General features: G+C 62.9%; 10 protein-coding genes. 2 read left to right on the plus strand and 8 right to left on the minus strand.

The features are described from left to right. From BFQ01_RS18355 to BFQ01_RS18380, 6 genes are all read right to left on the minus strand, one after another. Positions 1-719: ATP-binding cassette domain-containing protein (locus tag BFQ01_RS18355; protein WP_141691294.1), on the minus strand; the 719-nt coding region annotated here is incomplete at its 3' end. Further along, the gene (locus BFQ01_RS18360; protein WP_065926374.1) at positions 716-1,723 is read right to left on the minus strand and encodes a substrate-binding domain-containing protein; all 1,008 of its coding nucleotides are present in this window, start codon (positions 1,721-1,723) and stop codon (positions 716-718) included. The genes BFQ01_RS18360 and BFQ01_RS18355, both read right to left, overlap by 4 nt. A 168-nt stretch (positions 1,724-1,891) precedes the next feature. Beyond that, the gene (locus BFQ01_RS18365; RefSeq protein ID WP_065926375.1) at positions 1,892-2,755 is read right to left on the minus strand and encodes an SMP-30/gluconolactonase/LRE family protein; all 864 of its coding nucleotides are present in this window, start codon (positions 2,753-2,755) and stop codon (positions 1,892-1,894) included. A gap of 19 nt (positions 2,756-2,774) precedes the next feature. After that, complete coding sequence (locus BFQ01_RS18370; RefSeq protein ID WP_065926376.1) at positions 2,775-4,355, minus strand: aldehyde dehydrogenase (NADP(+)); 1,581 nt, start codon at positions 4,353-4,355, stop codon at positions 2,775-2,777. Between the two features lie 10 nt (positions 4,356-4,365). Continuing rightward, positions 4,366-5,358, minus strand: coding sequence for an AraD1 family protein (gene araD1 / locus BFQ01_RS18375; protein WP_065926377.1), 993 nt, complete (start codon positions 5,356-5,358; stop codon positions 4,366-4,368). 15 nt (positions 5,359-5,373) lie between these two features. Further along, positions 5,374-6,696, minus strand: a complete 1,323-nt coding sequence (locus BFQ01_RS18380) for an MFS transporter (RefSeq protein WP_065926378.1) — start codon at positions 6,694-6,696, stop codon at positions 5,374-5,376. Positions 6,697-6,888: 192 nt separating this feature from the next. Between BFQ01_RS18380 and BFQ01_RS18385 the strand changes: the two genes are divergently transcribed. Both BFQ01_RS18385 and BFQ01_RS18390 read left to right on the plus strand, forming a co-directional pair. After that, a complete protein-coding gene (locus BFQ01_RS18385; protein WP_027603618.1) occupies positions 6,889-8,625 on the plus strand; it encodes an IlvD/Edd family dehydratase in 1,737 nt (578 codons plus the stop codon). 48 nt (positions 8,626-8,673) lie between these two features. Further along, entirely contained in the window at positions 8,674-9,396 is a 723-nt protein-coding gene (locus BFQ01_RS18390; RefSeq protein ID WP_065926379.1) for a FadR/GntR family transcriptional regulator, read from the plus strand. A gap of 234 nt (positions 9,397-9,630) precedes the next feature. Here BFQ01_RS18390 and BFQ01_RS18395 read toward each other — a convergent pair whose 3' ends face one another. Together BFQ01_RS18395 and BFQ01_RS18400 are read right to left on the minus strand one after the other, a co-directional pair. Next, positions 9,631-11,757 (minus strand): TonB-dependent siderophore receptor, encoded by a 2,127-nt coding sequence (locus tag BFQ01_RS18395; RefSeq protein WP_065926380.1) that lies wholly within the window; start codon positions 11,755-11,757, stop codon positions 9,631-9,633. Between the two features lie 217 nt (positions 11,758-11,974). Continuing rightward, complete coding sequence (locus BFQ01_RS18400) at positions 11,975-13,066, minus strand: NADH:flavin oxidoreductase/NADH oxidase (RefSeq protein WP_065926381.1); 1,092 nt, start codon at positions 13,064-13,066, stop codon at positions 11,975-11,977. Positions 13,067-13,113 lie beyond the last annotated feature (47 nt).

Below are 13,113 nucleotides of genomic sequence, written 5' to 3' on the forward strand. Positions count from 1 at the left end.
CCGACCATGCAGGTCACCAACTGGTCGTGGGTCAACGCGCTCATGTCGTCGAAGGTGCGCACGTAACGGCCGTCCTTGAACACCGTGACCGCGTTGCAGATGCGGAACACCTCTTCCATGCGGTGCGACACGTAGAGCACCACTTTGCCCTCGTCCCGCAGGCGCGTAATGATCGCCATCAAGCGGTCGATCTCCCGCGCCGACAGGCTGCTGGTCGGTTCGTCGAAGGCAATCACATGGGCGCCACGGGACAGCGCCTTGGCAATTTCCACCAGTTGGCGCTGGCCCAGGGACAGGCGCCCGAGTTTTTCCTCGGGGTCGATTTCATCCGCCAGGCCCTTGAGGCAAGCCAGGGCCTGCTTGCGCAACAGGCCCCGGTTGACCACGCCGAAGCGCGAGGGCAAATGCCCGAGGAACAGGTTTTCGGCGACGGTCATTTCCGGCACCAGGTGCAGCTCCTGGTGGATCACCGCTACGCCGCTGGCGATGCTGTCGGCGGCGCATTTGAACGCCATGGTCTGCGCGCCGATCTGCACCGTGCCGCTGCTGGGAATATAGGCGCCGCCGAGGATCTTCAGCAGCGTCGACTTGCCCGCACCGTTCTCGCCCATCAGGGCGTGCACCTGCCCCGGGTGGGCGGTGAAGCTGATGCCGTCCAGCGCCTTGACCCCGGGAAAGGTTTTGCCGATAGCGTCGAAACGCAGGGCCGCCGCCGTCATTTCCACAGCCCGATCTTGGTCAGTTCTTCCTGGAAGTTGGCGCGGGTGATCAGGGTCACTTCATCCATGGCCGTGTATTTAGGCGGCTCAGTGCCTTTGGTGACCCACTCGTACATCATCAGCGCAGTGTTGTAGCCTTCGATGTGCGGGCTTGGCAGCATCGAGCCGAAGAAGCCGCTGTTGGCTTTCTTCAATTCGCCGATGGCGTCGGTGCCATTGATGCCGATACCGATCACGTTGGCGGCGGCGAAACCGGCGCTTTCAGTGGCGCGCACGCCGCCGAGCACGGTGTTGTCGTTCATGCCGCCGATGATCAGGTTTTTCGCGCCGCTGGGCAGCTTGACCAGGGCCGAGTTGGTGGCGTCCATGCTGCCGGGGACGTCGAGGGTTTTCAGCGCGGCGGTGAGGATGTGGTCCTTGGGAATGCCGGCTTCTTCCAGGGATTTGATCGAGCCATCGGTGCGTTTTTTGCCGGTGTCGAGTTCATTGAAGGTGTTGATCACCGCGTAGGTGTCCTTCCAGTCCCAACCGCGTTTTTTCGCTTCGGCGGCCATGGCGGCACCTTGTTTCTGGCCCACTTCAAACGCGGCCATGCCCAGGTACGGCACGTCCTCCATGAAGTTGCCCTTGGCGTCGACAAAGCGATCATCCACGGCAATCACTTTCAGGCCATTGGCCTTGGCCTTGGCGACGATGGCCGGGCCCAGGGACACATCCGGCGGGCAGATCACAAAGCCCTTGGCGCCGTTGGCGGCCAGGCTGTCGATGGCCGAGAGGGTTTTCTCGCCATCGGGCACGGCGATCTTGATCACGGTAAAGCCATGTTCCTTGCCGGCTTTTTCGGCAAAGGCCCATTCGGTCTGGAACCACGGTTCCTCGGCCTGCTTGACCAGAAAACCGATTTTCACTTCTTCAGCGGCCAGCAACAGCCCGCTCAAGCTCATGGCCGAGACCGCCACAGCGGCGCAGCACAGGGAACGGATACCACGACGACGATGATTCATACGGGTGACTCCTTGTTGTTGTTTTTTGTTTGCTGTTTTTTGTAGGAGCGAGGGGGACGCCTAGTTCTTGCTCGCGAAAAACGTTAACGATGACGCGTACATCCTGAATGCACGCGGCGCGCTCAGGCTTTTCGCGAGCAAGCTCGCTCCTACAGTGAAGCGGTGCAGCTAACCGGCAAAGCGATGGCAAGGCATGCCGGGTACATCGACTTCGATGGCCAGCACCGCACCGTCCAGAGGGTGATCCAATGGGCTGGCGGCGCTGGTGATATACAAAGTGGTGAGGTTGGGGCCACCGAATACGCAACTGGTGGGGCGACTCACGGGCAACTCGATAATGCGGTCCACCTCCCCCTCGGGCGTCAGGCGCAGCAGGCAACTGCCGTCCCAACGGGCGTTCCAGATGTAGCCTTGACTGTCCATGGCCGAGCCGTCCGGCCCGCCACGCTCATGGGGGCCGAACCACACCTGTGCCGGCTCGAGTTGGCCGTCGGCCTGAATCGAATACTGGTAGAGCGTGGCGTCCAGGCTGTCGCCGAAATGCACCTGGCGGCCGTCCTCGCTCCACAGTAAGGTGTTGGGAATGCCCAGGCCGTGAAGCAACGGCGTGACCTGCGCATCCGCATTGATGCGAAACAGGCCGCCGGAGCGCCGCGTGATCGGCAAGTCTTCGCCGTGTTCGCCGATGTTGTTCTGCATCGTGCCCAGCCACAGGCGGCCCAGGGCATCGCAGCGCGCTTCATTGCCACGGTTGCCCGGTTGCGGGTCGGCCACGCACAACAGGGTCAGGGCTTCGGTGGCCAGGTCCAGACGGTAGACACCGCTGCTCAGGGTCACCAGCGCATCACCGCGTTCGCACGGGATAAACGCCGAAACGTGCTCGGGCAACTGCCAGATCTGCAACTGCCCGTCCATCAGGCGCAGGGCCTGTTTGCCGGCGATATTGACCCAGTACAGCGCCTGGGTCGGCACGTCCCAGAACGGGCCTTCCCCCAGTTGCGCACGGTGCTCAGTGACAGCGGTACACGACATGACGCCTCCTGATAAGTGTTTACAGCGAGTCGCGGGATGGCGTGCCATCCACCAGGCGCTGGATGCGCAACGGGTTGGCGTTTTTCAACGCGTCAGGCAGCAGGCTATCCGGGTAGTTCTGGAAGCACACCGGACGCAGGAAACGGTCGATGGCCAAGGTGCCGACCGAGGTGCCACGGGCATCCGACGTCGCCGGATACGGGCCGCCGTGCACCATCGAATCGCAGACTTCGACGCCGGTCGGGTAGCCGTTGAGCAGGATGCGCCCGACTTTCTGTTCCAGCAGCGGCGTGAGTTCGGCGAACTGTTGAAAGTCTGCCGGTTCGCCAATGATCGTCGCCGTGAGCTGGCCGTGCAGGCCGTGCAAGGCAGCGCTGAGTTGGGCTTGATCAGCAACTTCGACAAACACCGTGGTAGGGCCGAAGACTTCTTCCTGCAGCACTTCATCGCCATCGATCAGCAAGCGCACATCGGCCTTGAACAGCTGCGGTTGCGCCTGATTGCCCGCCTGGGTGCTACCGGCCAAATGCTGAATGCCAGGGTGCGCCAGGAGTTTTTCCAGGCCTTTGCCGTAGCTGCTCAGGGTGCCGGCATTGAGCATGGTTTGCGCCGGTTGCTCACCGATCAGTTGGGCGACCTGTTGGGTAAACGCGGTGAACTGCGGCGAAGCGATACCGATCACCAGGCCAGGGTTGGTGCAGAACTGGCCGCAGCCTTGCACCACCGACGCGGTCAGATCCCGAGCGACAGCATCCGCCCGCGCTTGCAGGGCCTGGGGTAGGACGATCACCGGGTTGATGCTCGACATCTCGGCAAACACCGGGATCGGCTGCGGGCGTGCCGCGGCCATATCGCACAAGGCGCGACCGCCCTTGAGCGAGCCGGTAAAGCCCACTGCCTGGATCGCCGGGTGCTTGACCAGCGCCTCACCGACGCCGCCGCCGAAGATCATATTGAACACACCGGCAGGCATCTCGGTGGCTTCAGCCGCACGGATGATGGCATTGGCCACCTGTTCAGCCGTGGCCATATGCCCGCTGTGGGCCTTGAACACCACGGGGCAGCCCGCCGCCAGCGCCGCAGCGGTATCACCACCGGCCGTGGAAAACGCCAGGGGGAAGTTGCTCGCGCCAAACACGGCCACCGGGCCCAGGCCAATGCGGTATTGGCGCAGGTCCGGGCGTGGCAGCGGCTGGCGATCGGGTAACGCCTTGTCGATGCGTGCGCCGTAGAAATCACCGCGACGCAGCACCGTGGCGAACAGGCGCATCTGGCCACTGGTACGCCCACGCTCGCCTTTGATACGGGCGGCAGGCAGCGCGGTTTCGCGGCAGACCAGCTCGATGAAGTTATCGCTCAGGCCATCCAGCTCGTCGGCGATCGCGTCCAGGAACTGCGCACGGCGCGCGGCACTCAACGCACGGTACGCCGGATACGCAGCGGCGGCGGCCTTGGCGGCGGCGTCGACTTCTTCCGGCGTGGCCTGATAGAAATCCTGCGGCAAGGTTTCGCCCGTGCTGGCATCGACGCTGTGCAGCTTGACGCTGCCGTTGGCGCTGCGCTGGCCGCCGATGTAGTTGTGGCCGAGGAACTGGGTCATGTTGATCTCCTTAAAGGGGGGTGACTTGGCCGGGTTCAAAGGCCGCATCGCTGCTGCCGACGCCATTGACCAACGGCGCGCCGAACTCGGCCTGGCTGATCTCGAACACATCGCCCGGTTGGGTACGTATACCATCGGCGAATGACAGCGTGGCGGTACCGAAGAAGTGAATATGCACATCGCCCGGCTTGAGGAACTGGCGGTATTTGAAGTGGTGGTACTCAAGATTTTCCAGGCTGTGGCACATATTGGCCTCGCCACTGAGGAATTCGTTCCGCCAGATTTCCTCGCCGTTACGCAGGATGCGGCTGGTGCCGGCCAGGTGCTGGGGCAACTCGCCCACGCGCAGTTCGGGGCCGTAGCTGCAGCTGCGCAGCTTGGAATGGGCCAGGTACAGGTAGTTTTTGCGCTCCATGATGTGGTCGGAGAACTCGTTGCCCACTGCAAACCCCAGGCGATAGGGCTTGCTGTCCGGGCCGATTACATACAGGCCGCCGATTTCCGGTTCTTCACCGGCGTCTTCGGCAAACGGTGGCACCGGGAAGGCTTCGCCTGGGCGCACGACGATGCTGCCGTCGCCCTTGTAGAACCATTCCGGTTGCACACCGGCCTGGCCGGCAGCGGGCTTGCCGCCCTCCACGCCCCATTTGAAGATGCGCATGGTGTCGGTCAAGGCGCTCTCATCGCCGGCCTGCTGGTGCATTTTGTCCCGCGCCGAGGCGCTGCCCAGGTGGGTCAGGCCGGTGCCGCTGATGAGCATATGGGCCGGGTCCGGGTGGTCCAGCGGTGGCAAAATCTTCAGGTCGGCCAGCAGTGCGGCGTAGTCATGGCTGTCGCCCAGGCCCAGGCTCTCGACCTGCTGCTGCAACTTGACGCCCGCCTCGATGGCGGCCAGCGCCAGTTCGCGCACGCTGCGCGCGGTACGCACTTCGCGCACTGTGGCGCCTTCTACAACGCCGACCCGGCGTTCACCGTTGCTTGACTCGAACTGAACTAAACGCATGAAACTTCTCCCAGATTAAGTACGTGTGGCGCCACGGGCGCTGGCGGCGAATTGATCGGCGGGCAGTACGTGCTTGCGCTCCAGCAGGCGGTAGACCACGCCGGTCAAGACCAGCCCGAACACCATGACCCCGGACAGGAAGTACAAGCCCGAGGCGAGGTTGCCGGTGTATTCCTTGAGCGCACCGATCACGAACGGACCGATATAGCCGCCGAGGTTGCCCACCGAGTTGATCAAGGCAATGCCCGCCGCCGCACTGGCGCCGGCAAAGAAGCGCCCCGGCAAGGTCCAGAACACGGCGGTGCAGGAAAACATCGCAAACGCCGCCAGGCACAGCGCGGCCATTTGCAGCACCGGCACACTCAGCCAGGCGCTGAAAAACAGGCCGATGGCGCCCAGCACATAGAGCACGGCCAGGTGGCCGTAGCGATCATTCAGGCGGTCGGAACTGCGCGGGATGATCAGCAGGCCGATGATGCCGAAGATGTACGGCACGGCAGAGATAAAGCCGGTGACCAGGTCGGTGCCGCCAAACTGTTTGATCAGGGTCGGCAACCACAGGCCCAGGCCGTAAATGCTCAGGGTCACCGGCAGGTAGAACAGCGCCAGCAGCAACACGCGTTTGTCCTTGAGGGCATGCAGCGGGTTGCCGTGGCGGGTCTGGCCGTAGGCTTGCAGGTCCTTGGCCAATTCATCGGTGAGCCAGGCTTTTTCCGTGTCGCTCATCCATTTGACCTGCTTGGGGCCATCCGGCAGGTAGCGCAGCACTGGCCAGGTGAGCAGGATCGCCGGGGTGCCGATCACGATGAACAGCCACTGCCAGCCATGCAGGCCGAGGATACCGTCCATGCCCAGCAGGCCGCCGGACACCGGGCCGGTGATCATCATCGCAATCGGTTGGGAGAGGATGAACAGCCCGAGGATCTTGCCGCGATGGCGCACCGGGAACCATTGGGTGATGTAGTACAGGACGCCGGGAAAGAACCCGGCTTCGGCAGCGCCGAGCAGGAAGCGCATCACATAAAAGCTGTGCGGCCCTTGCACGAAGGCCATGCCGATGGTGATCGCGCCCCAGGTGATCATGATCCGCGCGAACCAACGCCGTGCGCCGAAGCGGTCGAGCATCAGGTTGCTGGGGATCTCGAAGAGGAAGTAGCCAATGAAGAACAACCCCGCGCCCAGGCCATAGGCCGCATCGCCGATACCGACGTCGGCGCCCATGTGCAGCTTGGCAAACCCCACGGCGGAACGGTCCACGTAGGCGATCAGGTACAGCAGGATCAGGAAGGGAATCAGTTTCAGCGTGATGCGCCGAATAAGCCGCAGTTCCTGGCTCATGGGGTCGATCTCCGATTGTTGTTTTTATAGAAGCTCGGGGGACGCCTCTCGCGGAAATCCGCCAGGGTCATACCTCAGTTAAGCCAGACTATATAGTAGGACTATTTGCAAAACAACTCTTCCAAAGCATCGATTTTGCGCTTATGTTTAAGCACGCATAGAACATATAGTCATACAATAAGAGAATCGATCATGTCTGATAAAAAGCCCGGCCTACGCTCCGCCCAGTGGTTTGGTACCGCCGACAAAAACGGCTTCATGTACCGCAGCTGGATGAAGAACCAGGGCATTGCCGACCATCAGTTCCATGGCAAGCCGATCATCGGCATCTGCAATACCTGGTCGGAGCTGACCCCGTGCAATGCGCATTTCCGCCAGATCGCCGAGCACGTCAAACGTGGCGTGATCGAGGCCGGTGGCTTCCCGGTGGAATTCCCGGTGTTCTCCAACGGCGAATCCAACCTGCGCCCCACCGCCATGCTCACTCGCAACCTGGCGAGCATGGACGTGGAGGAAGCCATCCGCGGCAACCCGATTGACGGTGTGGTGTTGCTGACCGGCTGCGACAAGACCACCCCGGCCCTGCTGATGGGCGCCGCCAGTTGCGACGTACCGGCCATCGTGGTCACCGGTGGGCCGATGCTCAACGGCAAGCACAAGGGCCAGGACATCGGCTCGGGCACCGTGGTGTGGCAGCTCAGTGAACAGGTCAAGGCCGGCACCATTACCCTGGATGATTTCCTCGCGGCCGAAGGCGGCATGTCGCGCTCGGCGGGCACCTGTAACACCATGGGCACTGCGTCGACCATGGCCTGCATGGCCGAGGCACTGGGCACGTCCCTGCCCCACAACGCGGCGATCCCGGCGGTGGATGCGCGGCGTTATGTGCTGGCCCATATGTCCGGCATGCGTGCGGTAGAGATGGTGCGCGAAGACTTGAAGCTGTCGAAAATCCTCACCAAGGAGGCGTTTGAAAACGCCATCCGCGTGAACGCCGCCATCGGTGGTTCGACCAACGCCGTGATCCACTTGAAAGCCATCGCCGGGCGCATCGGCGTCGAGCTCGACCTGGACGACTGGACCCGCATCGGTCGCGGCATGCCGACCATCGTCGACCTGCAACCGTCGGGGCGCTTCCTGATGGAAGAGTTCTACTACGCCGGTGGCCTGCCCGCCGTGCTGCGTCGCCTCGGTGAGGCCAACCTGATCCCGCACCCGAATGCCCTGACCGTCAACGGCAAGACCCTCGGCGAGAACACCAAGGATTCGCCGATCTACGGCCAGGACGAAGTGATCCGCACCCTCGACAACCCGATCCGCGCCGACGGCGGCATTTGCGTGTTGCGCGGCAACCTGGCGCCACTCGGCGCGGTGCTCAAGCCGTCGGCAGCCAGCGCCGAGCTGATGCAGCATCGCGGCCGTGCGGTGGTGTTCGAGAACTTCGACATGTATAAGGCGCGCATCAACGACCCTGAACTGGACGTGGACGCCAACTCGATCCTGGTCATGAAAAACTGCGGGCCCAAGGGTTACCCAGGCATGGCCGAAGTCGGCAACATGGGTTTGCCGGCGAAACTGCTGGCCCAAGGCGTGACCGATATGGTGCGGATCTCCGACGCGCGCATGAGTGGCACCGCCTACGGCACCGTGGTCTTGCATGTGGCGCCGGAAGCCGCTGCCGGTGGACCGTTGGCCACTGTGAAGGAAGGTGACTGGATCGAACTCGACTGCGCCAATGGCCGCCTGCACCTGGACATCCCCGACGCAGAGCTGGCGGCGCGCATGGCCGACCTGAAACCGCCGCAGAACCTGATCGTCGGCGGCTACCGCCAGTTGTACATCGATCATGTGCTGCAGGCCGACCAGGGTTGCGACTTTGACTTCCTGGTGGGTTGCCGTGGGGCTGAAGTCCCCCGGCATTCCCACTAATTGGGATGCTATGATGCCGCGAATTTAAGTCAGAGCATCCCTGTCGTTATGGATCACCAGCCGCCCAAGCCGCGCAAGAGCATGCATGCCCAGATCGTTCAGGACTTGGGCATGCACATCGTTTCAGGTCGCTTCAAGCCCGAAGAACGGCTGCCCATGGAGGCCACGCTCTGCGAGGAGTACAAGGTCAGTCGTTCGGTATTGCGCGAGGCGACCCGGGTGCTCAGCGCCAAGGGCCTGGTGTATTCCAAGCCGCGGGTGGGCGCGGTGGTGCGGCCGCGCTTGAAATGGCACCTCCTCGACCCGGACGTGTTGTCCTGGCTGATGCAGTCCACGCCCCACAGTGAATTCTTCAATACCCTGGCCGGTGTGCGGCGCATCCTCGAGCCGGAGATCGCCGCCATGGCCGCGACCACCGCCACCGATGAAGACATCGCCACCATCGAAAAAGCCTACCAGGGCATGGAAACCGCGCAGACCCACGAACAGCTGCTGCAGGCCGACCTGGACTTCCACCGCGCCATTGCCGACGCCACCCGCAACGACCTGCTCGCCTATATGTGCAACATGCTGTCGTTGCCGCTGCGCGAGTCGATCAACATCACCAACCGCCGCCCGGACATCCAGGGCCTGAGCCTGCCCCGGCACAAGGCGATCCTCACCGCGATCCAGAACCGCGACGCCCTCGGCGCGCGGCATGCGTCGCTGGTGCAGCTGGATGACACGCGGGTGGCGTTGGATACGGTGATGAATGTGCTGACGCCGTTGTAATGTAAACGCAATCAAATGTGGGAGGGGGCTTGCTGTGGTGAGCGGGCTTGCCCCGCGTTGGGGCGCGAAGCGGCCCTAAAACCCGCCACCCGGTTCAGCCTGGAAGAATGCAGTGACTGTATTGGGGCCGCTTCGCAGCCCAACGCGGGGCAAGCCCGCTCACCACAGCAAGCCCGCTCACCACAGCAAGCCCCCTCGCCACAGCAAGCCCCCACACTGGCACTGTGCAGGCTGTTAGAGGGTGTAGGCGATGCCGACCTGCACCGTGCGCGGTTCGCCGGGGTAGGCGTATACGTTGCCGAACGCACCTTCTTCATAGTCGCGATTGAACAGGTTCTTCACGTCCAGGTTCAGCCGCACCTTGTCGTTGACCTTGTAGTAGCTGAGCAGGTCGACCACGGTGTAGGCATCCATCGAGAAGGCGTTGTTGGAGGTCTGCCCGGCCCGTTCATCCACATACTTGCCACCCGCGCCGAGGCCCAGGCCCTTGAGGGCGCCGTCCTGGAACTCGTAGACGTTGAGCAGGCTGAAGCTGTTACGCGGGATGTTCAGCAAGCGCGTGCCGCTGCGCAGGGTGTTGTCCTTGGTCACTTCGGCATCCACATAGGCGTAGCCACCGATCACACGCCACTCGGGGGTGATATTGCCCGCCACGTTCAGGTCGAAACCACGGCTGCGCACCTGGCCGGCGGCGACGCTGAAGGTGGAGTCGAGAGGGTCGGTGGTGAGCACGTTTTTCTTCTCGATCTGGTAGATCGCGGCGTCGACACTCAGTTGACGGTCCAGGGCTTCCCACTTGATGCCCATCTCGTAGGATTTGCCTTTCTCCGGTTCAAAACCACCGCCCTGGCGACTGGCGCCGGTGTTGGGCTTGAACGAACGCGCGGCGTCGGCGTAGACCGCAACGGTGTCGGTGAGGTCGTAGATCACGCCCACGCGTGGGGTGACGGCGTTGTCGCTGGCTTCCCAGCTTTTACCGCCCGGCACGTAGGTGTGGTAGTCGTGTTCAAAGCGCTCGAAGCGTGCGCCGGCGAGCACTTTAAGGCGCTCGGTCAGGGCCACCTGATCCTGCACGAAGGCCGCGTAGGTCTTGAGGTTTTCCTTGTCGTGGGTCGGCGTGCGTGTGAGGTTCGGGCGCGCCTGGCCGTAGACCGGGTTGAAGATGTCGATTGAATAAGCACCCACTGCGCCGCTGGAGCGCTGGATGATCGACTTGTAGTCGTAGTCTTCGAATTCGACGCCGGTGAGCAAGGTGTGGTCGAAACCACCGGTGGAGAAATGCCCGGTGAGGTTGAGCTGAGTGTCCTTGTCGGTCCACTCCAGTTTGCGATAGTTGAAGTTGCGGCCCAGGGTGCGACCGTCGGCGGCCAGGCCGTTGGCTTCAATGGCATTGCCTTGCAAGGTGCCGTCCAGCCATTGGAAACCACCGCCCAGGGTCCAGCTGTCATTGAGCAGGTGCTCGAAACGCAGCTGGGCCATGCTGTTGTCGTTGTGCAGTTTGCCGACGTCTTTTTCACCCCAGAAGGTGTCGCGCGAGGCAGTGCCTTTTTGATTGGGGTAGCGCGTCAGGCCACGGTCCAGCGGGTGGTTGTTGCGCATGAAGTCGCCTTCGAAGATCACCTTGGTGTCATCGCTGGCCTGCCAGGTGATCACCGGGGTCACGCCGTAGCGTTCGGTCTCGACGTGATCACGGAACGTGTCACCGCCCTCGCCCACCACGTTCAGGCGATAGGCCAGGCGACCTTGTTCGTCCAGCGGGCCGGAAGCGTCGAGGGTGGCGCGCTGCATGCCCTGGTCATCCAGTTGGCTGCCGAGGGTCACGGTCGGCTCGGCCAGCGGTTGCTTGGACACCACGTTGAAGGTGCCGCCGGGATCGCCACGGCCATACAGCATGGTCGCCGGGCCGCGCAGCACTTCGAGGCGTTCGATGGTGTTGGCGTCCGGCATGTTCGGGTAACCGCGGTTGATCGGGAAACCGTTGCGGTAGAACTCGCCGGTGGTGAAGCCACGTACGGTGAAGGTGGTGAGCCCCTGGCCGCCGAAGTTATTGGCGCGGCCGACGCCACCGGCGTAGTCCAGGGCGTCCTGCAAACGGGTGGCGCCGATGTCTTCGACCACATCCTTGGACACGACGCTGATGGACTGCGGGGTTTCATGAATCGAGGTGTCAGTGCGCGTCGCACTCGCCGAACGTGTGGCGTGGTAGCCCTTGACCGGCCCTTGAGCCGTCTCGTAGTCCGCCTCGCCGGTGACATTGGTGGCTTGCAGCTCAAGACTGGCCTTGTCGGCAGGGACAACCTCGGCCCAGGTAAACGGGGAAAACGCCTGAAGCACGCAGAGGGAAATCAGGGTACGACGCATGGATGTTGAACCTAGTGAATGAGCCAGTTGGGGCGGCAAACCTGCCAAAAATTCGCGCGAATGGTATACCAATCCATTCGCGTTTGACATCTGTTCTCATTCGCTATTTTTCAGGTAACCCCTTGGTATCGACATGCAGGAAGTTTGATGCGAACCCAATGTGGGAGGGAGCAAGCCCCCTCCCACATTTGGATTTCTATACGTCGTCAGGATCCGATCAGCGATACCGCTCCAACCAATGGGCGTAAGGCGCCGGCAAGGTCCAGGACGACTTCTCAACCCCCAGTTCCTTGGCCGCAAAGTACGCCCAATGCGGGTCAGCCAGGTGCGCACGACCGACCGAGACCAGGTCCAGGTGCCCAGCCTGCAACGCACCTTCCGCCAGTTGCGGCGTGCCAAAGCCCCAGGCCGAGGTCACCGGGATGCCCGCTTCGCGGCGCACGCGCTCGGCGATCGGGCCCATAAAGGCCGGGCCCCACGGGATATTCGTGTCGGGGATGGTGAAACCGACGCTGACGCTCAGCAGGTCCAGGCCGCCGGCCTTGAAGTTACGGGCCAGTTCGATGGATTCGGTCAGGGTCTGTTCGTCCCGGCCGTCGTATTCGATCACGCCAAAACGCGCGGTCAGCGGCAGGTTTTCCGGCCAGACCTCGCGCACGGCAGCCAGGGTTTCCAGGAGGAAACGGCTGCGGTTGTCGAAGCTGCCACCGTAGGCGTCGGTGCGCTGGTTGGAATGCTCGGAGAAGAAGCTCTGGCCCAGGTAGCCATGGGCGAAGTGCAGTTCGATCCACTCGAAACCGGCGTCACGGGCACGGCGGGCGGCGTCGACGAAGTCCTGCTTGACCCGAGCGATGTCGTCCAGGGTCATGGCGCGTGGCACTTGCGGCAGGTTGGCACCAAAGGCGATGGCCGACGGCGCGATGGTTTCCCAGCTGCGCGCATCGGAGGCAGGTATGTGGTCGTCCCCTTCCCACGGGCGGTTGGCGCTGGCTTTGCGACCGGCGTGGCCGATCTGGATGCCGGGCACCGAACCGGCGGCCTTGATGGCCTTGACCATGGGCACGAACGCTTCGGCGTGGGCGTCGCTCCAGAGACCGGCGCAGCCTGGGGTGATACGCCCCTCGGGCGCTACAGCGGTGGCCTCGACCACCAGCAAACCGGCGCCGCCCCGAGCCATACTGGCCAGGTGTACGAGGTGCCAGTCGTTGACGATGCCGTCATCGGCCATGTATTGGCACATTGGCGGGATGGCGATGCGATTGCGCAGGGTGACGTCTTTGAGTGTGAACGGTTCGAACAAAGCGGACATTGAGAACTCCGGGAGCGAGTGGATGATTCGATAGTTCGATGGTAATC

Source organism: Pseudomonas sp. 8 R 14, from assembly GCF_900005955.1.
GTDB classification, from domain to species: Bacteria; Pseudomonadota; Gammaproteobacteria; order Pseudomonadales; family Pseudomonadaceae; genus Aquipseudomonas; species Aquipseudomonas marginalis.

Excerpts from the sequence above, each read along its gene's own strand:
- BFQ01_RS18360 (WP_065926374.1), bottom strand. The coding sequence starts at position 1,723 with ATGAATCATCGTCGTCGTGGTATCCGTTCCCTGTGCTGCGCCGCTGTG.
- BFQ01_RS18365 (WP_065926375.1), bottom strand. The coding sequence starts at position 2,755 with ATGTCGTGTACCGCTGTCACTGAGCACCGTGCGCAACTGGGGGAAGGC.
- BFQ01_RS18370 (WP_065926376.1), bottom strand. The coding sequence starts at position 4,355 with ATGACCCAGTTCCTCGGCCACAACTACATCGGCGGCCAGCGCAGCGCC.
- araD1 (WP_065926377.1), bottom strand. The coding sequence starts at position 5,358 with ATGCGTTTAGTTCAGTTCGAGTCAAGCAACGGTGAACGCCGGGTCGGC.
- BFQ01_RS18380 (WP_065926378.1), bottom strand. The coding sequence starts at position 6,696 with ATGAGCCAGGAACTGCGGCTTATTCGGCGCATCACGCTGAAACTGATT.
- BFQ01_RS18385 (WP_027603618.1), top strand. The coding sequence starts at position 6,889 with ATGTCTGATAAAAAGCCCGGCCTACGCTCCGCCCAGTGGTTTGGTACC.
- BFQ01_RS18390 (WP_065926379.1), top strand. The coding sequence starts at position 8,674 with ATGGATCACCAGCCGCCCAAGCCGCGCAAGAGCATGCATGCCCAGATC.
- BFQ01_RS18395 (WP_065926380.1), bottom strand. The coding sequence starts at position 11,757 with ATGCGTCGTACCCTGATTTCCCTCTGCGTGCTTCAGGCGTTTTCCCCG.
- BFQ01_RS18400 (WP_065926381.1), bottom strand. The coding sequence starts at position 13,066 with ATGTCCGCTTTGTTCGAACCGTTCACACTCAAAGACGTCACCCTGCGC.